This window comes from Azospirillum thiophilum, assembly GCF_001305595.1.
In the GTDB taxonomy this organism is placed as follows: domain Bacteria; phylum Pseudomonadota; class Alphaproteobacteria; order Azospirillales; family Azospirillaceae; genus Azospirillum; species Azospirillum thiophilum.
Map to the genome: position 1 here is coordinate 79,255 of NZ_CP012405.1, position 20,746 is coordinate 100,000.

The 20,746-nt window shown below is 68.3% G+C and carries 23 protein-coding genes and 1 pseudogene (1 of these 24 cut by a window edge); 18 read left to right on the top strand and 6 right to left on the bottom strand.

Features of this window, described 5'->3' with window-relative positions:
• Positions 1-45: 45 nt before the first annotated feature.
• Complete coding sequence (gene ubiV, locus AL072_RS26380; protein WP_045585775.1) at positions 46-951, top strand: ubiquinone anaerobic biosynthesis protein UbiV; 906 nt, start codon at positions 46-48, stop codon at positions 949-951.
• A gap of 175 nt (positions 952-1,126) precedes the next feature.
• Here the strand turns inward: ubiV and AL072_RS26385 are convergent, their stop codons facing one another.
• Positions 1,127-1,804, bottom strand: a complete 678-nt coding sequence (locus AL072_RS26385) for a GntR family transcriptional regulator (protein ID WP_200909942.1) — start codon at positions 1,802-1,804, stop codon at positions 1,127-1,129.
• Positions 1,805-2,009: 205 nt separating this feature from the next.
• Here AL072_RS26385 and eno point away from each other — a divergent pair, with 205 nt between their 5' ends.
• The 9 genes from eno (at position 2,010) to AL072_RS26430 (ending at position 11,496) form a co-directional block, all read left to right on the top strand.
• The gene (gene eno / locus AL072_RS26390; RefSeq protein WP_045585776.1) at positions 2,010-3,299 is read left to right on the top strand and encodes a phosphopyruvate hydratase; all 1,290 of its coding nucleotides are present in this window, start codon (positions 2,010-2,012) and stop codon (positions 3,297-3,299) included.
• Positions 3,300-3,342: 43 nt separating this feature from the next.
• Entirely contained in the window at positions 3,343-4,749 is a 1,407-nt protein-coding gene (locus tag AL072_RS26395; protein ID WP_045585777.1) for a glycerate kinase type-2 family protein, read from the top strand.
• 245 nt (positions 4,750-4,994) lie between these two features.
• Positions 4,995-6,074: a branched-chain amino acid ABC transporter substrate-binding protein gene (locus AL072_RS26400; RefSeq protein WP_245637037.1), complete on the top strand. Its 1,080-nt coding sequence runs from the start codon at positions 4,995-4,997 to the stop codon at positions 6,072-6,074.
• Positions 6,075-6,200: 126 nt separating this feature from the next.
• Positions 6,201-7,106 (top strand): branched-chain amino acid ABC transporter permease, encoded by a 906-nt coding sequence (locus AL072_RS26405; RefSeq protein ID WP_045583514.1) that lies wholly within the window; start codon positions 6,201-6,203, stop codon positions 7,104-7,106.
• 4 nt (positions 7,107-7,110) lie between these two features.
• Positions 7,111-8,604: a high-affinity branched-chain amino acid ABC transporter permease LivM gene (gene livM, locus AL072_RS26410; protein WP_045583515.1), complete on the top strand. Its 1,494-nt coding sequence runs from the start codon at positions 7,111-7,113 to the stop codon at positions 8,602-8,604.
• Positions 8,601-9,524, top strand: coding sequence for an ABC transporter ATP-binding protein (locus tag AL072_RS26415; protein WP_045583516.1), 924 nt, complete (start codon positions 8,601-8,603; stop codon positions 9,522-9,524). Before livM ends, AL072_RS26415 begins: the two co-directional genes overlap by 4 nt.
• Before the next feature lie 3 nt (positions 9,525-9,527).
• A complete protein-coding gene (locus AL072_RS26420) occupies positions 9,528-10,238 on the top strand; it encodes an ABC transporter ATP-binding protein (protein WP_045583517.1) in 711 nt (236 codons plus the stop codon).
• A 1-nt stretch (position 10,239) separates the two neighbouring features.
• Positions 10,240-10,593 (top strand): DUF6867 family protein, encoded by a 354-nt coding sequence (locus tag AL072_RS26425; protein ID WP_045585779.1) that lies wholly within the window; start codon positions 10,240-10,242, stop codon positions 10,591-10,593.
• 198 nt (positions 10,594-10,791) lie between these two features.
• Positions 10,792-11,496, top strand: coding sequence for a haloacid dehalogenase type II (locus tag AL072_RS26430; protein ID WP_045585780.1), 705 nt, complete (start codon positions 10,792-10,794; stop codon positions 11,494-11,496).
• Positions 11,497-11,534: 38 nt separating this feature from the next.
• On the opposite strand, the gene AL072_RS26435 is transcribed toward AL072_RS26430, so the two are convergent.
• Positions 11,535-12,254, bottom strand: a complete 720-nt coding sequence (locus tag AL072_RS26435; RefSeq protein WP_045585781.1) for a GntR family transcriptional regulator — start codon at positions 12,252-12,254, stop codon at positions 11,535-11,537.
• 188 nt (positions 12,255-12,442) lie between these two features.
• Here AL072_RS26435 and AL072_RS26440 point away from each other — a divergent pair, with 188 nt between their 5' ends.
• Genes AL072_RS26440 through AL072_RS26465 form a run of 6 tightly spaced genes read left to right on the top strand, consistent with a single transcriptional unit; the run spans position 12,443 to position 17,814 of the window.
• Positions 12,443-13,477, top strand: a complete 1,035-nt coding sequence (locus tag AL072_RS26440; protein WP_045585782.1) for an extracellular solute-binding protein — start codon at positions 12,443-12,445, stop codon at positions 13,475-13,477.
• A 14-nt stretch (positions 13,478-13,491) separates the two neighbouring features.
• On the top strand, positions 13,492-14,550 hold the full coding sequence (locus AL072_RS26445; RefSeq protein WP_045585992.1) for an ABC transporter ATP-binding protein: 1,059 nt from the start codon (positions 13,492-13,494) through the stop codon (positions 14,548-14,550).
• Positions 14,547-15,428: an ABC transporter permease gene (locus tag AL072_RS26450; RefSeq protein ID WP_045585783.1), complete on the top strand. Its 882-nt coding sequence runs from the start codon at positions 14,547-14,549 to the stop codon at positions 15,426-15,428. The genes AL072_RS26445 and AL072_RS26450 overlap by 4 nt, the downstream gene beginning before the upstream one ends.
• On the top strand, positions 15,425-16,222 hold the full coding sequence (locus AL072_RS26455; protein WP_045585784.1) for an ABC transporter permease: 798 nt from the start codon (positions 15,425-15,427) through the stop codon (positions 16,220-16,222). The genes AL072_RS26450 and AL072_RS26455 overlap by 4 nt, the downstream gene beginning before the upstream one ends.
• A gap of 5 nt (positions 16,223-16,227) precedes the next feature.
• A complete protein-coding gene (locus AL072_RS26460) occupies positions 16,228-17,139 on the top strand; it encodes a polysaccharide deacetylase family protein (protein ID WP_045585993.1) in 912 nt (303 codons plus the stop codon).
• Between the two features lie 24 nt (positions 17,140-17,163).
• Positions 17,164-17,814 (top strand): aspartate/glutamate racemase family protein, encoded by a 651-nt coding sequence (locus tag AL072_RS26465; protein WP_045585785.1) that lies wholly within the window; start codon positions 17,164-17,166, stop codon positions 17,812-17,814.
• Between the two features lie 10 nt (positions 17,815-17,824).
• Here AL072_RS26465 and AL072_RS34555 read toward each other — a convergent pair whose 3' ends face one another.
• The 4 genes and pseudogenes from AL072_RS34555 to AL072_RS26480 form a co-directional block, all read right to left on the bottom strand.
• Complete coding sequence (locus tag AL072_RS34555) at positions 17,825-18,058, bottom strand: cupin domain-containing protein (RefSeq protein ID WP_052710453.1); 234 nt, start codon at positions 18,056-18,058, stop codon at positions 17,825-17,827.
• Complete coding sequence (locus AL072_RS36060) at positions 18,055-18,180, bottom strand: hypothetical protein (protein WP_281178704.1); 126 nt, start codon at positions 18,178-18,180, stop codon at positions 18,055-18,057. Before AL072_RS36060 ends, AL072_RS34555 begins: the two co-directional genes overlap by 4 nt.
• A gap of 77 nt (positions 18,181-18,257) precedes the next feature.
• Positions 18,258-18,383 (bottom strand): annotated as a pseudogene (locus tag AL072_RS36365) (hypothetical protein); the annotation flags it as partial.
• A 107-nt stretch (positions 18,384-18,490) separates the two neighbouring features.
• Positions 18,491-19,693: a M20/M25/M40 family metallo-hydrolase gene (locus AL072_RS26480; protein WP_082109406.1), complete on the bottom strand. Its 1,203-nt coding sequence runs from the start codon at positions 19,691-19,693 to the stop codon at positions 18,491-18,493.
• 100 nt (positions 19,694-19,793) lie between these two features.
• Between AL072_RS26480 and AL072_RS26485 the strand changes: the two genes are divergently transcribed.
• Both AL072_RS26485 and AL072_RS26490 read left to right on the top strand, forming a co-directional pair.
• Positions 19,794-20,039: a sensor histidine kinase gene (locus AL072_RS26485; RefSeq protein WP_045585788.1), complete on the top strand. Its 246-nt coding sequence runs from the start codon at positions 19,794-19,796 to the stop codon at positions 20,037-20,039.
• Between the two features lie 176 nt (positions 20,040-20,215).
• On the top strand, positions 20,216-20,746 hold the 5' portion of the coding sequence (locus AL072_RS26490) for a ParA family protein (RefSeq protein WP_052710454.1). Its footprint extends 105 nt past the window's final position; 531 of the gene's 636 nt are visible here — the first part of the coding sequence; it begins with the start codon at positions 20,216-20,218; its stop codon lies off the right edge, out of view.

Consider the following 20,746-nt stretch of genomic DNA (forward strand, 5'->3'; position numbering starts at 1 on the left):
GCCGATCGGGCATCGAGCCGATCGGACATTGAGGAGCTTTACCGAATGACTGCGTCACTCACTTTGGGACCGGTGCTGTTCAATTGGCCGGTCGACCGCTGGCGCGATTTCTACGCCCGTATCGCCGACGAGGCGCCGGTGGACACCGTGATCGTCGGCGAGATCGTCTGCTTCAAGCGCGCCCCCTTCTTCGCCCAAGCGATGGGCGAGGTGGTCGAGCGGCTCACCGCCGCCGGCAAGACGGTCTGGTTTGCCAGCCCGATCCTGGTCGGCAGCGAGCGCGAGCGCGTGGCGATGCGCGACCTCGTCGAGGCGGATGCCGGACTGGTCGAGGCGAACGACATGGGGGCGCTGGCCCTGCTTGCGGGGCGGCCCCATGCCGTCGGCCCGATGATCAACGTCTATAACGAGGCGACGCTGGCATGGCTCGCCGGGCGCGGCGCGGTGGCGGTCTCGCTGCCGGCCGAGCTGCCGGCGGCCGCCGTCGCGGCGCTGGCCAGGGCCGGCCGAGAACTGGGCGTGGCCGTGGAGGTGCAGACCTGGGGCCGGGCGCCGCTCGCCATCTCGGCCCGCTGCTATCACGCGCGCGCCCACGGGCTGCACAAGGACGGCTGCCAGTTCGTCTGCGGCAACGATCCCGATGGGCTGGCGGTGACGACGATGGACGGCCAGCCCTTCCTGACCGTCAACGGCACCCAGACCATGTCGCACGGCTGCCTGTGCCTGGCGGAGGAGATGGCGGAGCTGTCCGCCATGGGCATCGCCCGGTTCCGGCTGTCGCCGCAGGCGATGGACATGGTGCGGGTCGCCGAGGCCTTCCGCGCCGTGCTCGACGGCCGGCGCGGCGGTGCGGAGGTGGCGGCCGAGCTGGGCGGCCTGATCGGCGCCCCGCTGGTCAACGGCTTCTTCCACGACACCGCCGGGGCGCGGCAGGTGGCGGCGGGGGCCTGAGCAGGTTTCTCCGGATCGGGCAACCGGCCCGGCCTGGAGAAACCAGCGCATTCTATGGCTTTGCAAGTGACCGCTCGGCTGCAGCGTCAGGCGGGCAGCCAACTCCCATCCGATTTTTGCACCGACGTCCTTCGCGAACGCATCGATGACGGCCCTGCCCTGCCGGGCAACATCTTTATTGGACAGACTCCTGCGGCACCGGACCTTGCCGCAGGAAATCGGTGAGTTTTCCGCCTTCCTGGATGTTGTGTAGTTCCGACAGGCGTCCGGCCTCTTCAACCCGCCCTTGCAGGATCGCTTCGACGATCGGGCGATGCTGGTCAAGGATCTGGTCGGGTTCGGGGATCAGCGCATCGCTGGAGTGGATGTACATGCGGATTTGCTGCTCGATCAGCGCATATTGCCGGGCCAACCGCTTGTGTCGGGTCAGGTCTATGATGGCTTTGTGCAGGCCGAAATCGGCCTCCGCGATGGCGTCGGCATCGTTGCCGCGGCACGCGGCCACCAGCGCCTCGTAGGCCGCGGACAGGATGGGCTTGCGGTTTTCGGCCGTCGCAGCGAGTTCGGCGGCCAACCGTTCGACGCTCGACCGCAACGTGTAGAGTTCCCAAGCGTCATGCGCCGACAGTGAGGTCACCGTCCATCCGGTATAGGGAACCAGAACGATCAGCCCCTCGGCCGCCAGCTGATGCAAGGCGGTGCGGATGGTGGCCCTCGACAGCTTCAACTGGTCGGACAGCTGGATTTCGGTGATCCGCGCACCCGGTGGGATCGATCCGGTTACGATCGATTCGCGCAGAGCGTCCGCCGCCTGCATCTCAACCGGCATCTTGACGACGTCGCGGACCTTCAACCTGCTCATTCATACCCTCTCGCACGGCCGGGACAGCGTGGCCCGCTGCACCGTTCTGGGCCAAATCTGCCCAGAAATCCAGCAATGATTGATTGTCGGCAATCGACGTGGAGCGCGATCGGTTCATGCGAAAGCCGCTTGACCGATTGTCGACAATCGGTAATCATCTATTCGTCACAAACATGCCGACCGAATGAGGGTTGCAATGTCAAGGAAGATCACGGACATCCGGGCGCGGGAAATCGTCGATTGCCGCGGGTGGCCGACCGTTCAGGCCGATGTCTATGTCGACGGCGTTCTCGCCGGCCGCGCCGACGTGCCGGCCGGCCGGTCGACCGGCCTGCATGAAGCGTTCGTGCTGACCGACGGCGACCCGAAGCGCTATCGCGGCCTCGGGGTCCGCAAGGCAGTCGCCAATGTGGAAGGCGAGATCCGCGACGCGCTGGTCGGCCTCGACGTAAGCGAACAGCGCAAGATCGATCAGACGATGGTCGAGTTGGACGGCACGCCGAACAAGAAGCGTCTCGGTGCCAACGCGATCCTGGGCGTCTCGCTCGCGGTGGCGCGGGCCGGCGCCGCGACGGCCGGGATGCCGCTCTACCGGTACCTGAACCCGTTCGGCCATGTGCTGCCGGTGCCGCTGATGAACTTCCTGAACGGCGGCAAGCTCACCGCCAACGAGCTGGAGATTCAGGAATTCATCATCATGCCGGTCGGGGCGGACAGCTACGCCCATGCCCTGCAGATGACCACCGAGATCAACGAGCAGCTGCGCGAGCTGGTGATCACCAAGTACGGGATCCTGGCGACCAACACCGGCGACGAGGGCGGCTTCGCCACCCCGATGAAGGGCATCTGGGAGCCGTTCGAATTCCTGCAGAAAGCCACGGAGCTGGCCGGCTACAGGGTCGGCTTCGGCGAGGACGTCGTCTATGCGCTCGACTGCGCCTCCAGCCACTGGCACGACAAGGCGACCGGCCTCTACACGCTCGACGGCAAATCCTACGAGCGCGACGGGCTCATCGACCTCTACAAGCAGGTCGCGGCGAAATACCCGCTCGCCTCGATCGAGGATCCGCTGGACGAGGAGGATTTCGAGGGCTTCGTCAAGGTTACCCGCGAACTGCCGCAGACCCAGATCGTCGGCGACGACCTGTTCGTCACCAACGTCGAACGCCTGCGCCTGGGCGTCGGGCGCGGCGCGGCCAACGCCATGCTGTTCAAGGTCAACCAGATCGGTACGCTGAGCCAGGCCTTCGAATCCGCGGAGTTCGCCTATCGCCACGGCTATGGCGTGCAGGTTTCCGAACGGTCGGGCGAGACCGAGGACGGGCTGATCTCCGATCTGGTGGTCGCGCTCAACAGCGGGCAGATCAAGACCGGCATGCCGATCCGCGGCGAGCGGACGGCCAAGCACAACCGCCTGCTGCAGATCGAAGGCGAGCTGGGCGCAACCGCGCAGTATGCGGGCCACGCCTTCCGCCGGCCCCGCTGACGTCCGCGGCCGGGCCGACCGATACTGAAAGGAGCAAAAGGCGATGGGCTACATCAAGAACCGGGAGCTCCTGCTTTCAGCCGGCGAAGTCGAACTCCGTCGCCTGGCGCTCGACATCGCCGAGGCCGGCATCGCTGCCGCCGATCCGGGGGTCGCCGTTCACCGGCACCTCCGCCTTGACGGCAATCGGGGCGGCAGCCGGGACGACAATCGGGACGATGGCCGGCTGATCGTCGGCGACCGCGTGTTCGATCTGTCGGGCGGGCGCCGCATCTTCGTGATCGGCGCCGGCAAGGCGACGTTTCCGATCGCCAAGGCGCTCGACGACATCCTGGGGCCCCGCATCCACAAGGGGCTGGTGACCTGCAAATACGGGCAGGGCGGCACCCTGGCCCACATCGCGTTGCGGCTGGCCGACCATCCCATCCCGGACGGATCGTCGCTGGACGCGGCGACGGAAACGGCAAAGCTGCTGCGCGAGGTGCGGCCGGGCGACATCGTGCTCGCCTGCTTCACCGGCGGCTCCTCGTCCCTGTTCGTCTCCCCGGTTCCCGGCGTCCCGCTGGCGGACAAGGCGGCGGCCGGCCGCATCCTGCTGACCTGCGGCGCCAACATCATCGAGATCAACGCCGTCCGCAAACATCTCAGCACCGTCAAGGGCGGCCGCCTGGTCCGCTCGCTGCCGGCCGGCGTGACGCTGGTCAACCTGACGGTCTCCGACGTGATCGGCGACCGGCTCGACTACATCACCGACCCGTCGGTTCCCGACACGTCGAGCTTCGCCGATGCCCAGGCGACCCTCGACAAGTATGGGCTGTGGGATCGTCTGCCCGCATCGGTCGCCGCGCATCTCCGCGCCGCGCCTGCGGCGGCGGCGACCGTGGACGCCGGGGGGCTGGCCCATCTCGACCGCATGGATCTCCTGCTCGTCCACAATGACGCCGCCTGCACCGGTGCCGCAGCCGCGGTGCGGGCGCTCGGCCTGACCCCGCTGCTGCTGTCCACCGTGTTCGAGGGCGAAAGCAGCACGCTGGGCCGGACCATGGTCGCGGTCGCCAAGCAGATTCAGGCCGACGGCAATCCGGTCCCGGCTCCGTGCGTTTTGATCGGCGGTGGAGAAACCACCGTGACCATCGCCGGCAATGCCGGGGAAGGCGGGCCGAACCAGGAGTTCGCCGTCGGTGCCGCGGTCGAGCTGGACGGCATGCGCGGTGTCGTCGCCATCGGCCTCGACACCGACGGCACCGACGGGCCGACCGGCTATGCCGGCGGCCTGGCGGACGGCCGGACCGTTTCCATCGCCCGCTCCGCCGGCCACGACCTTCACCGCGCACTGCGTCTGCACGACGTGACGCCCGCGCTGCGGGACTCCGGTCACATCCTGTCGACCGGCGCCACCGGCACCAACGTCAACGATCTCAAGCTCGTCGTGGTCGTCCCATCCGCGTGACGCCGCCTCACTCGACGCGGGCCGTCGGGTGGATGATCCGGCCGTCAGCCCTTCTCCTCCAGCCTTTTCCACCGCTGTGGAACCGATCGGAACGCCGGCTGACGGCGTCCGGCTTCACCGTCAAGAGCGGCCGGCCATTGCACCTCTTGCGGCCGGAAACCGCCTTCCCGCATCTCCTCGAACAGGAAGGACCGAACGTAATGCGCACATTCCTGCGTAGCATGATGCTGTCTTGTGCGGCCGCCATGCTCCACCTGACCACCCAATCCGCCGCAGCGGCCGACATCACCGTCGCCGTCGTCGGCCCGATGACCGGACAATATGCGACCTATGGCGACCAGCTTCGCCGGGGAGCCGAGAAGGCGGTCGCCGACATCAACGCCAAGGGCGGGATTCTGGGAAGCAAGCTGCAGCTCATCGTCGGCGACGACGCCTGCGACCCCAAACAGGCGGTCGCGGTGGCCAACCAGATGGTGGCGCGCGGAGTGGCGCTGATCAACGGCCATTACTGCTCCTCGTCCTCCATCCCGGCCTCCGCGGTCTATGCCGATGCCGGCACCCTGCAGATCAGCCCGGCTTCGACCAACCCCCGCTTCACCGACGAGGCGGCAGCGAAGAAGTGGATCAACATCTTCCGCATCAGCGGGCGCGACGACGACCAGGGGGCGACCGCCGCCCGCTACATCGCCGAGCATTTCAAGGGCAAGCGCCTCGCCGTGATCCATGACAAGACGGCCTATGGCAAGGGGCTGGCCGACGAGATGAAGAAGGCCGCCAACGCCCTTGGCATCCAGGAAGTCCTCTATGACTCGATCAATCAAGGCGAGAAGGACTTCACGCCGCTGATCTCGCTGCTGAAGCAGAACGCCATCGACGTCGTCTATTTCGGCGGTTACCACGCGGAAGCGGGATTGATCGTCCGCCAAGCCCGGGAACAGGCATTCGCCACCCGCTTCATCGGTGGCGACACCCTGATGACGGAGGAATTCTACACCATCTCCGGGCCGGCGGGTGATGGGACGCTGATGACCTTCCACCCCGACCCGCGCAAGAATCCGGTGGCCAAGCCGCTCGTCGGGCAGTTCCAGGCGCAGGGCATCGATCCGACCGGTTACACGCTCTACAGCTACTCGGTGCTTCAGGTCTTCGCCGAGGCGGCGAAGACGGCCGGTTCGGTCGATATGGCGAAGCTGTCCGCCGTCCTGAAGAGCGGCAAATCCTTCGACACGGCAGTCGGCACCCTGTCCTTCAACCAGAAGGGCGATGTCTCCCGGCCCGACTTCGTGTTCTACGAATGGAAGAACGGCGCGTTCTCCCAGCTCTGACGGCACCGGCCCGAACGGAACCATGTCCGGGCGCTCGCCCGGACGTGGTTTTCCCAGAATCCATCGCCCACAACCCATCGAGGGAATGGCGGCGATGCCACCGTCGGGAAGCCGGGAGAGCGCAGCTTGGATTATTTCATACAGCAATTGATCAACGGCCTGTCGCTCGGGGCGATCTACGGCCTGATCGCGATCGGCTATACGATGGTGTACGGCATCATCGGGATGATCAACTTCGCCCATGGCGAGATCTACATGATCGGTGCCTTCGTGGCGCTGATCACCTTCCTGGCGATCGGGGCGCTCGGCATCACCTGGGTGCCGCTGGCGCTGCTGATCATGCTGGTGGCCTCGATGCTGTTCACCAGCGTCTATGGCTGGACGGTCGAGCGCATCGCCTACCGGCCGCTGCGCTCCTCGCCCCGGCTGGCGCCGCTGATCTCGGCGATCGGCATGTCGATCTTCCTGCAGAATTACATCCAGATCCTCCAGGGCGCCCGCTCCAAGCCGCTGCAGCCCATCCTGCCCGGCAACCTCACCCTGATGGACGGTGCCGTCTCGGTCAGCTACGTCCGGCTCGCAACCATCGTCATCACCCTCGTCCTGATGGTCGGCTTCACCATCCTGATCAACCGCACCTCGCTGGGCCGCGCCCAGAGGGCCTGCGAACAGGACAAGAAGATGGCGGGGCTGCTCGGCGTCAATGTCGACCGCGTCATCTCGCTGACCTTCGTCATGGGCGCCGCGCTCGCCGCCGTCGCCGGCATGATGGTGCTGCTGATCTACGGCGTCATCGACTTCTACATCGGCTTCCTCGCCGGCGTGAAGAGCTTCACCGCAGCCGTGCTCGGCGGGGTCGGCTCGCTGCCCGGCGCCATGCTCGGCGGCGTGGTCATCGGCCTGATCGAAGCCTTCTGGTCCGGTTACGTCGGCTCCGAATGGAAGGACGTCGCCACCTTCTCCATCCTCGTCCTCGTCCTGATCTTCCGCCCGACCGGCCTGCTCGGCCGGCCCGAGATCGAGAAGGTGTAAGCCCATGACCTCCCCCTCCAACACCCTCTCGCCGTCCAAGGCCGGGGCGCCGGCCCGCGGCGTCGACTGGGCCGCCACCATCAAGGACGCCGCGCTCGCCGCCTTCGTCGCACTTCTGCTCACCGTGCCGCTGGTGGGGCTGCGCACCGTCGACCGCCCCACCGGGCTGGGCATCGAGGCCCGGCCGGAGGAGGTCGTCGCCTCGCTGCTCCTGGTCTTCCTCGGCCGGCTCGGGCTCGGGCTGATCCGCCAGGGCATGGCGCTGCCGGTGCTGGTCCTGGCGGTCCTTTGCGCCGGCATCGGGCTGGTGTTGCCGATGCCGACCCAGGTGCTGCGGCTGGTGCTGGTGCTGGGCGGCGGCGTGATCGCGCTGCGTGCCGCCATGACGGTGGCCACCGGCCGATCCAAGCTGTCCCAGGCCGACCGCGACCGCCGCATGGACCGCGTCGCCGCCCGCGTCCAGCATGCCAGCCGCTACATCGGCCCGGTCGCCGTCGCCATCGCCGTCGTGCTGCCGATGACGCCGCTGGCCGACCGCATGCTGCTGGACATCGGCATCCTGCTGCTGACCTACATCATGCTGGGCTGGGGCCTGAACATCGTGGTGGGCCTGGCCGGCCTGCTCGACCTCGGCTATGTCGCCTTCTACGCCGTCGGCGCCTATTCCTACGCCCTGCTCGCCCATTATTTCGGGCTGAGCTTCTGGCTCTGCCTGCCGCTGGCGGGGGTGCTCGCGGCCTGCTCGGGCGTGCTGCTGGGCTTCCCCGTCCTGCGGCTGCGCGGCGATTACTTCGCCATCGTCACGCTGGGCTTCGGCGAGATCATCCGCATCATCCTGGTCAACTGGTACCAGTTCACCGGCGGCCCCAACGGCATCTCCGGCATCCCGCGGCCGAGCTTCTTCGGCATCGCCGAGTTCTCGCGCACGCCCGCCGACGGCATGGCCGCCTTCCACGAGATGTTCGGGCTGGAATTCTCGCCGCTGCACCGCATCGTCTTCCTCTATTACCTGATCCTGGCCCTGGCGCTGGTGGTCAACGTCTTCACGCTGCGGGTGCGCAAGCTGCCGCTGGGCCGGGCGTGGGAGGCGCTGCGCGAGGACGACATCGCCTGCGCGTCGCTCGGCATCAACCGCACCAACATGAAGCTGGCGGCCTTCGCCATCGCCGCGATGTTCGGCGGCTTCGCCGGCTCCTTCTTCGCCACCCGCCAGGGCTTCATCAGCCCGGAGAGCTTCACCTTCATCGAGTCGGCGATCATCCTGGCCATCGTCGTGCTGGGCGGCATGGGCAGCCAGATCGGCGTCGTGGTGGCGACGCTGCTGGTGATCGGTTTGCCCGAGGCGTTCCGCGAGCTGGCCGACTACCGCATGCTGGCGTTCGGCGCCGGCATGGTGGTGATCATGCTGTGGCGTCCGCGCGGCCTGCTGGCCCACCGCGACCCGACCATCCTCCTGCATGGCGGCAAGACGCCCGCCGCGACGGGAGCCGCGAAATGAGCGCCGCGATGACTGAAAAGCCCCTGTTGACGGCCCCCCTGCTGACGGTCGAGCACCTGACCATGCGCTTCGGCGGCCTGGTGGCGAACAACGACGTGTCGTTCGAGGCGCGGGCGGGCGAGATCACCGCGCTGATCGGCCCGAACGGCGCCGGCAAGACGACGCTGTTCAACTGCGTCACCGGCTTCTACACGCCGACCGTGGGGCGGCTGTGCCTGCGCCACCCGGAAGGCAGGGAGTTCCTGCTGGAGCGGATGCCGGGCTACCGCATCGCCCAACTGGCGGGGGTGGCGCGCACCTTCCAGAACATCCGGCTGTTCGGCGGGATGAGCGTGCTGGAGAACCTGATCGTCGCCCAGCACAACAAGCTGATGCGGGCGTCGAGCTTCGCCATCGGCGGGCTGCTCGGGCTGCCGTCCTACCGCCGGGCCGAGCATGAGGCGGTGGAGCTGGCGAAATACTGGCTGGAGCGGGTGCGGCTGACCGAGTTCGCCGACTGGGAGGCCGGCAACCTGCCCTATGGCGCCCAGCGGCGTCTGGAGATCGCGCGCGCCATGTGCACCGAGCCGGTGCTCTTGTGCCTGGACGAGCCGGCGGCCGGGCTGAACCCGCGCGAGTCGGGGGAGCTGGCCGAGATCCTGACCTTCATCCGCGACGTCCGCACGCCGCAGGGGCACCGGACCGGCGTTCTGCTGATCGAGCATGACATGAGCGTGGTGATGCGGATTTCCGACCATGTTGTGGTTCTGGATTATGGCCGGAAGATTTCCGACGGCGATCCGGAGCATGTGAAGAACGACCCTGCGGTGATCCGCGCCTATCTGGGCGAGGACGAGGACGAGGCGTTGCCGCCGGAGGTGGCGGCCGACCTGCACCTGCCGCCCACCGCGGGCCAGACCAGCGCGCAGAAGGGAGCCTGAGCCATGCTGAAGGTATCGGGCGTGCACACCTTCTACGGCGCGATCGAGGCGCTGAAGGGGATCGACATCGAGATCGGCGCCGGCGAGATCGTGTCGCTGATCGGGGCCAACGGGGCCGGCAAGTCGACGCTGCTGATGACGATCTGCGGCAGCCCGCGGGCACGCCAGGGCCGGGTGTTCTTCGAGGGCGAGGACATCACCGACCTGCCCACCCACGAGATCGTGCGGCGCGGCATCGCGCAAAGCCCGGAGGGGCGGCGCATCTTCCCGCGGATGACGGTGCTGGAGAATCTGCAGATGGGCTCGATCGTGGCCCAGCCCGGCAGTTTCGAGCGCGAGCTTGAGCGGGTTCTGACGCTGTTCCCGCGTCTGAAGGAGCGGATCAACCAGCGGGCCGGCACGATGTCGGGCGGCGAGCAGCAGATGCTGGCGATCGGGCGGGCGCTGATGAGCCAGCCGCGGCTTCTGCTGCTGGACGAGCCGAGCCTGGGTCTGGCGCCGCTGATCGTGAAGCAGATCTTCCAGGTGATCAAGGAGATCAACCGGGAGCAGAAGATGACGGTGTTCATGGTGGAGCAGAACGCGTTCCACGCGCTGAAGCTGGCGCACCGGGCCTATGTGATGGTGACGGGGAAGATCACGATGACGGGGACGGGGGCGCAGCTTCTGGCCGACCCGGAGGTGCGCGCCGCCTATCTGGAAGGGGGGCATTGAGATGGAGACGATCCTGGGGTCGTCGGTTCCGGTGTTCGTGTTCCTGACGGTGCTGGTGTTCGGCGGCTGCGGGGTGCTGACCGGCCAGACGCTGGCGGAGGGCTGGAAGCCGGTGTCGAACGTGCTTGCCTATTCGCTCTTGCTGGGGGCGGGCGACCGTTTCCTGGCCTGGGGGCTGTTCGGCGAGCAACTGCTGGCTCCGTGGGGCTTCCTCGTCCACACGGTGGTGATCGGGCTGATCACCCTGACCGCCCACCGCATCGCCATCGCACGCCGCATGGTCAACCAGTACCCGTGGCTCTACGAACCCGCAGGGCCCTTCGCTTGGCGCGAACGCAACCCCGCCCGCGGGTGAGCGCCCGACCACAAACGCATCGATCTCAAGATTGCTTATTGTCGACAATCGTCATTGTTGATAGTGTCCGAGAGCCGATCCGGTTCGGAACCGCCACGACCATGCCGGTACGGCGACGTGCCGTGTTCTTCCCAGCGTTTTTCCAGCGATGTGCAAGCCAACCCGGCCTTCCCGGCCGCAAACGGAGTTACACTTGAAATGACCACAGGAAACCGGCCGAACTGGTTGACGTTCGATTGCTATGGCACGCTGATCCAATGGGATGAGGGGCTTCTGGCCGCCGTGGAGGCGATCCTTTCCCGTCATGGTGCACGCGATCGGGTCGAACCGGAAACCCTGATCCACATCTATGACAAGTACGAGCATGAGCTGGAGCAGACGCCGCCGCACCGTTCGTTCCGCACCGTCGCCGGTACGGGATTGCGGTTGGCGATGGAGGAGCTGGGGCTGCGCTATGACGAGAAGGACATCGATCTTCTCACCTCGAGCATTTCACGGATGCCGCCATTTCCCGAGGTGGTGCCGACGCTCCGGCAGCTGAAGGACGCCGGCTTCAATCTCTGCATCATCTCCAACACCGATGACGACATCATTGCCGGCAACGTGGCCCAGATGGGCGGCTGCATCGACCGTGTCATCTCCGCGCAGCAGGCGCAGGCCTACAAACCCTCCGCCACGATCTTCAACCATGCCCATCGGGCCTTGAATGTCGGCAAGGAGGACATCGTCCATATCTGCGCCAGTCCTCATCTCGATCTGGTGGCTGCGAGAGAGATGGGGATGCGGTGCATCTGGGTCGACCGCAACACCGGACGCAAGCCCCTGCCGGACTACGCTCCGATGGCCGTCGTGCCGACGCTGGACGGCGTCATCGCGCAGTTCCGGGATCATGGCTGGATGTAAACGCCGACGGGCGCAAAGCCCGGCGGCACAGCGCGCCGTCACCCCGTCGAGGCCGGCGGCCTGAAGATCGCCGACAGGTCCGGCCGCTCGCCGCTCGGCATCTTGAGGCGCAGGCGGGTCTCGATATGGCGGAAATGGTCGCCGGACAGCGCGATGGCGCGCGCGGTGTCGCGGGCGCGCAACGCCTCGACGATGGCCGCATGTTCGTTGGCGCCACAGATCGAGTCCGCCGCCGCCTCGAACACCGACACCATCACCGAGGAGCGCGACAGCAGGTCGCGCAAGGCTGCCGACAGTTCGGTATTGCCGAGCGAGTCGGCGATCAGGAGATGGAACTGCCCGGACAGCCGCACCGAGGCGGCTCGGTCGCCGTCCGCCGCCGCCTGACGCTCGCAGGCGACATGGTCGGCCAGCCTGCCCAATAATGCGTCATCCAGCTGGCTGGCCAGTTCCACCAGGATCCCGGCCTCCAGCACGCGGTGGGCCTGATAGATCGCCCGCACGTCGTCCGGGGTCGGGCAAGGAACCCGGACGCCGCGGTTGGTCACCGCCTCCAGCCGCCGCTCCGCCACCAGCCGGTGCAGCACCTTGCGGATCCGTTCGCGCGACACCCCGAAAAGCTCGGCCAGCGGGGTTTCCGCCAGCTTGGTCCCGGCGATTAGACGCCCGGCCAGGATGGCGTCGAGGATCGCCGTGTAGACGGCCTCGTCGGTTTCGATGTCGCCTTTGGGCGGGCGTTTGCTGGCGCGCGTCGTCATTCCTCGACCCATGCTGAAAAATGTGCGCATTCATCAGAAATAATGTGCACATTATGCCGGGCGCGGTTTGAAGCCTTGCCCCAGGACCTGTTTTAAGCCCTTGATTTCAGGGCGCAAGACAAAATGTGCACATTTGGCACGGGGATTGCGAAAGGGCTCCTGTCTTCCCCCCGCTCGGAGCCCTTCCCATGCGCCCTGACGATTTGTCCCGCCGCACCCTGCTGACGGCCGGCGGAGCCCTCGCCGCGTCGCTTGCAATGCCGTCCATCCTGCGCGCCCAGAGCAGGGAGATCGTCATCGGCGGCCCGGCCGGTGCCGCCAAATACTTCAACGAGGCGGTGTTTCCGGCGATCCGGGCGTCGCTCGGCGTCACGATCCTCTATGAAGGCTCCAACTCGCTGACCAACTTGCAGAAGATGCAGGCCGACCGGGGGGCGCCGAAATTCTCCGTCGTCATTATGGACGACCCGGTGATGATCAAGGCGGCGGACGAGGGGCTGATCGTCCCGATCACCGCCAAGGGCAGCCCCAACCTCGACCGGCTGGTCGCCAGCGCGGTCCATCGCGACGGGATGTGGGCGAACTACCAGCGCCCGTGGGCCGGCATCGCCTTCAATTCGAAGACCCCTGCCCCGGCCTCCTGGACCGATCTGTGGGCGCCGGCCAGCAAGGGCCGGGTCATCGTCCCGTCGATCCAGAACACCGAGGGATTCTGGACCCTGCTGGTCGCCGCGCATCTGGAGACCGGCAAGCCCTTCGCCGAGGCGCAGTACGCCATCGACGCCGGCTTCAAGAAGCTGAAGAGCTTGGTTCCCAGCCTGCTCAACGTCTACACCAACGCGCCGCAGGCGATGAACCTGCTGGAGCAGGGCGAGGCGTCGATGATCGGCGGCCAGTTCTCCGCCTATACCCTGACCCGCAAGGCGGAAGGGGCGCCGGTCGACCTCGCCATTCCGAAGGAGGGCGGCTTCGCCATGCCGTCCGGCATCGCCAAGGTCAAGGGCGGGCCGGCCCCGGAACTGGCCGACGCGGTGATCGACGCTTTCCTCGGCCCGGCGGTGCAGCAGATCCTGGTGGAAAAGGCGGTGGTGGCGCCGACCAACACGGCGACTCCGCGCCCCGCCGGCTTCCCCGACCCGGCCACGCTCTTCGCCCCCGACTGGGCCTTCGTCGCCAGGGAACGCGGCAAGTGGGCCGAGCGCTGGACGACGGAGCTGATGTGATGGAGGGCGGCGGCATGGCGGCCCATCTGTCGGTGCGGGGCGTGTCCAAGCGCTTCGGCGCCACGCCGGTGCTGACGGACATCGACCTGCGGATGGCGAGGGGTGAGCTGGTCACGCTGCTCGGCCCCTCGGGCTGCGGCAAGACCACCCTGCTGCGGGTGATCGCCGGGCTGACCCACCCGGACAGCGGCGTTCTGGAACTGGCCGGCCAGGACATCACCCGGCTGCCGCCCTACCGCCGCAACGTCGGCGTCGTCTTCCAGAACTACGCGCTGTTCCCCCACCTCGACGTCACCGGCAACGTCGCCTTCGGGCTGAAGCTGCGCAAGCGCCCAAAGGCGGAGATCGACGCCGCGGTCAGGCGGGCGCTGGAGCTGGTCCATCTCGGCACTCTGGCGGACCGGCCGGTCCGCGCCCTGTCGGGCGGCCAGCAGCAGCGGGTGGCGCTGGCCCGCGCCATCGCGGTCGAGCCCAGCGTCATCCTGTTCGACGAGGCGCTGTCGGCGCTCGACCGCAAGCTGCGCGAGACCATGCAGGGCGAACTGCGCCGCCTGCTCCGGCAGGTCGGCGCCACCGCCATCTTCGTCACCCACGACCAGGAGGAGGCGCTGACCATGTCCGACCGCGTGGCGGTGATGCATCGCGGGCGGATCGACCAGCTCGCCGACCCCCGCACGCTCTACGACCGGCCGGCCACCGCCTTCGCCCTGTCCTTCGTCGGCCAGTCGCTGAGGCTGTCCGGCACCGTGGTCGCCGCCGATGGCGACGGCTCCATGGTGGAGACGGCCGTGGGGCATGTGCGGGCGCCGCGCCGCTTCCTGCCCGGCTCGCCGGTGATCGTTGCCACCCGGCCGGAGCATGTCCGCCTTGCCGAGGGCGAGAACACCCTGCGCGGCACCGTCACCGGCGTCACCTTCCAGGGTCCGCGCAGCGTCGTGGAGATCGATGCCGGCGGCGCCGTCCTGATCGCGGAGCTGTCGGGCCGCCAGGCGCTGCCCGACCCCGGCACGCCGGTCGCCATCGGCTGGCCGGTCGCCGAAACCCTGCTGTTCCCGGCGGAGGAAGCGGCATGATCGCGCTGCTCCCCCGGGTCGACCGGGACCGCCGAGTTGCCCTGCTTTTGTCGGGACCGGCCGGGCTGATCCTGCTGGCGCTGTTCGCCCTGCCGCTCGCCCTGCTGTTCGCGGTCAGCCTGCAAGCGCCGCCGGGCGGGCCGCCGGGAGGGGGGCCGGGGCTGAGCCTCGCCGCCTACGAGCGGCTGCTGACCACGCCGCACCATCTCGGCGCGGTGTGGAATTCGCTGAAGCTGTCGCTGGCCGTCACCATCATCACCCTGCTGGTCGGCTATCCCGCCAGCTTCGCCATCGCGCGGGCGAAGGGGGGATGGCGCAGCCTGATGCTGGGCTGCCTGTTCCTGCCGCTGGCCGCCAGCGTCATCGTCAAGGCGTTCGCCTGGACCATCCTCCTGCGCTCCAGCGGGGTCATCAACACTGTGCTGCTGGGGCTCGGTATCGTCGATGCGCCGGTACGGATGATCTTCACCGAGACCGCGCTGATCGTCGGCGCGGTCAACGTCTTCCTGCCCTTCATGATCCTGCCGGTGTTCGCCGTGGTGGCCCAGCTCGACCCCCGTTTGTCGGAGGCGGCGGCGACGCTCGGCGCCAATCCGGTGGCCGGTTTCCTGAAAGTGACGCTGCCGGTGACCATGCCGGGGATCGTCGCCGGGGTGGCGCTGGTCTCCTCCCTGTCGGTCTCGGCCTATGTCGTGCCGACCCTGCTGATCGGCGAGCGCTATCCGACGCTCGCCTCCACCATCGCCAAGGCCTATCTGCTGAGCCGCGAGCCCGCATTCGGTGCGGCGGCCGGCGTGGTGCTGCTGGTCATCGCGGTCGCCATCGTCGTGCTGTCGAGCCGGGTCTCTGGCCGGGTCGGCAGGGAGGGCCGGGCATGAGAACCGCCGCACTGGCCTTTTCCTGGGCGATGGCCATCCTCGCCTGCCTGTTCCTGCTGGCGCCGCTGCTGGTCATCGCCGCCGCCAGCCTGTCGCCCACCCCGGTCTTCGACCTGCCGGTCGGCGGCGCGTCGTGGAAATGGTACGGGCGCATCGCCTCGCTGGAGGGCTTCTGGCCGGCCCTCTGGCTGTCCCTGCAGATCGCCCTGCTCTCCACCGCCCTGTCGCTGGTGGCCGGCACCATGGCGGCGGTCGCCATCGTGCGCGGCCGGCTGCCGGGTGCGGAGGCCTTCGCCGCCGCGCTGGTCTCGCCGCTGATGATGCCCGGCCTCGTGCTCGGCATCGCGCTGCTGCAGTATTTCCGCGGCGTCGGCTTCACCGCCAGCTGGCCGGCGCTGCTGCTGGCCCATCTGGTCGTCACGCTGCCCTATGTGGCGCGGACGATGATCGCCGGCCTGTCGCGCTTCGACTTCACCCTGATCGAGGCCGCGCTGACGCTGGGCTGCACCTGGCCGCAGAGCGTGCTGCGGGTGATGATCCCGGCGCTGGCGCCGTCCTTCCTGGTCGCCGGGCTGTTCAGCGTCCTGGCCTCCTTCGACAACTACCCGGTGTCGATCTTCCTGACCGACGTCCGCACCAAGACCCTGCCGATCAAGATGCTGCAATATATCGAAGAGGCGCCGGACCCGACCCTGGCGGCGCTGTCCACCCTGATCCTGCTCGGCACGCTGGTCCTGCTGGTGATCGCCGACCGTGCCGTCGGGCTGTCCCGCATGGCCGGAACCGCGGAGTGACCGGCATGACCCGCAGACTGTCCGGAGCCGGTCCCTTGCGCGACTTTCGCGGCTATGCCGGGCGGCCGGTCGATCCGAACTGGCCGGGCGATGCGCGGCTCGCCCTGTCGTTCGTGCTGAATTTCGAGGAGGGGGCGGAATTCTCCGTCCGCGACGGCGACCCGGTCAACGAGGCGGTCTATGAGGTGACCGACCGCCGCGCCGGACCCGATCCCTGCATCGACAGCCATTTCGAATACGGCACCCGTGCGGCATGGTGGCGGATCATGGAACTGTTCGACCGCTACGGCGTCCCGCTGACGGTCAGCGCCTGCGGCCGGGCGGTGCAGCGCTCCCCCGAGCTGGCCCGCGACGCGGTGGCCCGCGGGCACGAGATCTCCGCCCATGGCTGGCGCTGGGAAAGCCACGCCGACATGGCGGAGGAGGAGGAGCGCCGCGCCATCGGCCGCGCCGTGGCGGCGATCCGCGAGGCGACCGGCGAGCGTCCGGTGGGCTGGCACACCCGCTCATCCGCGTCTCCCAACACCCGCCGGCTGCTGGTGGAGGAAGGGGGGTTTCTCTATGACAGCGACGCCTACAACGACGACATCCCCTATGACCTGGAGATCGGCGGACGGCGTCATGTCGTGCTGCCCTATGCGTTCGACACCAACGACATGCATTATTTCCACACCCAGCGCTTCGCCGGGGCCGATTTCGCCGGCTACGTCACCGATGCGATGGACTGGCTGCATGGGGAGGGCGGGCGGATGCTGTCGGTCGGGCTTCACCTGCGGATGATCGGCCGGCCGGGCCGCATGGGGGCGCTGGAGCGCATCCTGCGGCATGCGGCCGAAAAGCCGGGGGTCTGGGTGGCCCGCCGCGCCGACATCGCCCGCCATTGGCTGACCGTCTTTCCGGAGCCGCACCAGCCATGAGGAGCTGGCCATGAGGAGCTGGCCATGAGGATCCTGATCGCCAACCCCAACACCTCGGCCCGCATCACCGCCCGCATGGTCGAGGCGGCGCGGGCCCTGGTGGGTGGCGGCGCGACCATCGTCGGGGCGACCGCCCCGTTCGGTGCGCCGGCGCTGGAGACGCCGGCCGATCTGGCGATCGCCGAACTGGCGGTGCCCGCCATGCTCGGCGCCCATCCCGATTGTGACGGCGCCATCGTCGGCGCCTTCGGCGATCCCGGGCTGGCGCAGGCACGGACCGCCTTCGGCAAGCCGGTGCAAGGGCTGGGCGAGGCCGGCCTGCGGGCCGCCGGGACGGGAGGACGCCGCTTCGCCGTCGTCACGCTGGGCCCGGCCATGCGTCCGGCGATCGAGGCCAGGGTGAGCGACCTGGGCCTGGCCGACCGGATGGTCGGCATCGCCTTCCTCAGCGGCGGTGTCCTCGATCTGGCGGCCGAGCCGTGGCGCTACCATGGCGAGATTCTGGACGCGGTCGCCGCCGCCCGCGACCGCGGGGCGGAGGCGGTCCTGCTGGGCGGCGCCCCGTTTTCCGGCTGGTCGGGCCGGCTGCGGGCCAGGGCGGCGCTTCCCCTGCTCGACGGGCTGACCGCGGCACTGGACGGGCTGGTGCCGGACGGGAGTGCCATCGGGGGCTGAAGGGCGCCCGTCAGAAGGTCGGCGGCGAGTTCAGCCACAGCACGGAGGCGCGCACCGAGCCGGGGTTGGCGTAGCCATGCGGGATGTGGGAGGCGAAAAAGGCGGAATCGCCCGCCGCCATGCGGGTGATCTCCCCGTCGAGAATCAAGTCGATCTCACCCGCCGGCACATAGATGAACTCCTCGCCGGGATGGGTGATGCAGCCGTCGGAGCGGCCGCCGGCGTCGACATGGTGGATGTTCACCTGATAAGGAGCGACAGGGCCTCCAGCTCGACGCCGTCCCGGCCCCGCAACAGGCCGTTGGACAGGATCGGCCGCTCGCCCCGCCGGACGATGGTCGAGGGCTGGTTCCGGTCCGTTGGCACGAGAAGCCCGATGTTGGGTCCAGCGCCAGGGCGATGCGGTGCAGCGTGTTGAGCGACGGGTGCGCCTTGCCCTTCTCGATCTTCGACAGCAGCGCGATCGAGCAGTCGCAGATTTGCGCCAGCGCGGACAGGGTCATGTTCCGCGAGACCCGGAGCTCGTGGAGGCGTCGGCCCAGACCTTCGGACAGCGACGGATCCTGCATTCTGCTTTGGTTTTCGATGCGTGTGCGGCGGGGCGAATCCCCGGATGGCCATACTACCCCGCCATGGTGGCGACGGGCTACAGTATCAACAGCTTAAAGGCGACGGCCTACGACGCGAGGGCGCAGGCGGCGACGGCACCGGCGAAGACGGCACGGGCGAAGACCCGGGCACCCAGCACGATATGCTCGGGGGCGGTGTCCTCCACCGGCGTGTGGCTGCGGCCGCCGATGCTCGGCACGAACATCATCGCGGTCGGCACGCAGGGTGCCAGCACCACGGCGTCATGAATGGCGCCGCTCGGCAGCGGCATGGCGGGCGCGCCGAGCGCGGCGGCGGCATCGGCAATCAGGCCTCGCAGGCCGTCGTCCATCGCCACCGGCTCCAGCCGGCCGCGCTCCTCCATGGCGACGCCGACGCCGCTGCGGCCATCGGACACGGCGACCAGATCGGCCATCGCCTGTCGAGAAAGGCAAAGGGGGAAACGGCGTTCTCCACCGGGCCGATCCCGGGGTCGCCGAGACGACCCAGGGCGGCGAACGGCTGCAGCCTCATTTCGTTGCGCAGCACGAAGCCGGCATCGACGCTGCCGTCGTTCAGCGTATAGCCGCGGGTGGCGTACAGTCTGCCGGCGCTGTCCTGGGATGTTGCAACGAATCTGGGGGGCAGGCTTAGCGCTTGCCGTGCGACGGTCGGGATGACGATCCGCCCGGTGTGGCTGGCATAGGATGGCCGGCTGCTTCCCGACAGTCTCAGGAAGCCCGGAGCGGAGCCCGGTTCGAACACCCCGTTGAACTGGCGGTAGGGGAAGCGGTTGAGCCAGTCGAGATCCTCCGAAATGCGCTCGGCCTCGATCAGTCCGCCGGCTGCGGTGCCGTCCACCACCCTGACGCGGAGTTGCGGCACGCCCGCGGTGATTTCCTGGAACTGACCGAGGAGCGGGCCGAGCGCGTCGGCGATGCGCTGCCGGTCCAGCCCCTCCACCCCCGATGACGTGATGCCCGCCGGAGGATCGGGCATCACCCGAGCGGTCAGCCCGATGAGCCGGATGCCCTTGAGGTCGACGCCGAGCGGGGTGTCGTCGGCATCGGCTGCCGGGCCGCGGCCATAGCGCAGGCCGCCGCCCTTGCCCGAGACCGCCGACGGCAGGTTGCGCTCCACCGGTACCGGCACCTGCGCCACCGCCGCGTCCGGAGACAGCGCTTGCAGCAGGACGAGCAGGGGTGCCGGAGCGGCAAGCCATCGTAAGGGTCCGGCCGGCCGGCCGAACGCCCTGGGCGTCACCCTGCTGTCCTTGCTGATGGTCTTCCATGAAGCGCCGATTGGACTGGCAGATGCATGCCCTGCCGGAGGGGGCCGGCTAGTCGTCTTCGACCGCGCTGGAGCTGTTCCGCCTGCTTCAGGAGGCGACGATGAACGCCGCCAGGCATTCGGGGGCGGATTGGGGGACGACCGGGATTCGGCCGACCGACGACAGGGTGCGCGTGGTGGTCGCCGACGAGGGACGCGGCGGCGCGCCCGACCGCCCCGGCGACTACGGCCTTGCCAACATGCGGCGACGTGCCCTGGCCATCGGTGCCCGGCTTGCCATCGTCTCCGATCCGGACGGTATCCGCATCATTCTGGATCTGCCCAGACCGGCAGCCAGCCAGCCATAAGGCAGCAACTCAACATGTTGCATTGGAGGCGGGCGCGTTCGGTGAGCGCATAGCCAGGTGCCCGGTGAGGAGGAGTGCCAGCCACGGCGTGGATGCCGGGCTGCCTATGGGCCGCGTTGACTTTGTCGGCCGCTTTGGCGCAGCCTGCAGGCAAATTTCAGCCACGGTGGGAAGCCATGCCGATCATCACGTCAGCCAGCACGAAAGGCGGACCGGGCAAGACGACCTTGTCGCTGTGTCTTGCCGACCATTGGCGCCGTGCCGGGTATCGGGTCGAACTGCTGGACATCGATCCCAACCGGAACCTGACCCAATGGATCAAGGCGGCCGGGGCGCCGATCCCCTGCACCACCGTGGACGAGGACGATATCATCGAAGCGGCGACTGCCGCCGAGCAGCGGACGGACTGGGTCGTCATCGACGTCGCCGGTGCGCTTGCGCGCGGGCTGGTGCATGCCATCGGCATCGCCAACGCGGTGGTCATCCCGTCCCGTCCGGACCTGAAGGACGCGTTGGAGGCCGCGCGGACCTACCAGCATGTGGTTGCGGAACAGAAGATGGCGCAACGCCGCGATCCCCAGGCCCGCATCCCTGCCGCGGTGGTCCTGATGCAGGTGAACCGCCGCGCCCAGGCGGCGGGGTTCGCCCGGGAACAGCTCTCCGCGTTGAAGGTGCCGCTGCTGTCGGCCGAGATCCCGCTGCGGGCG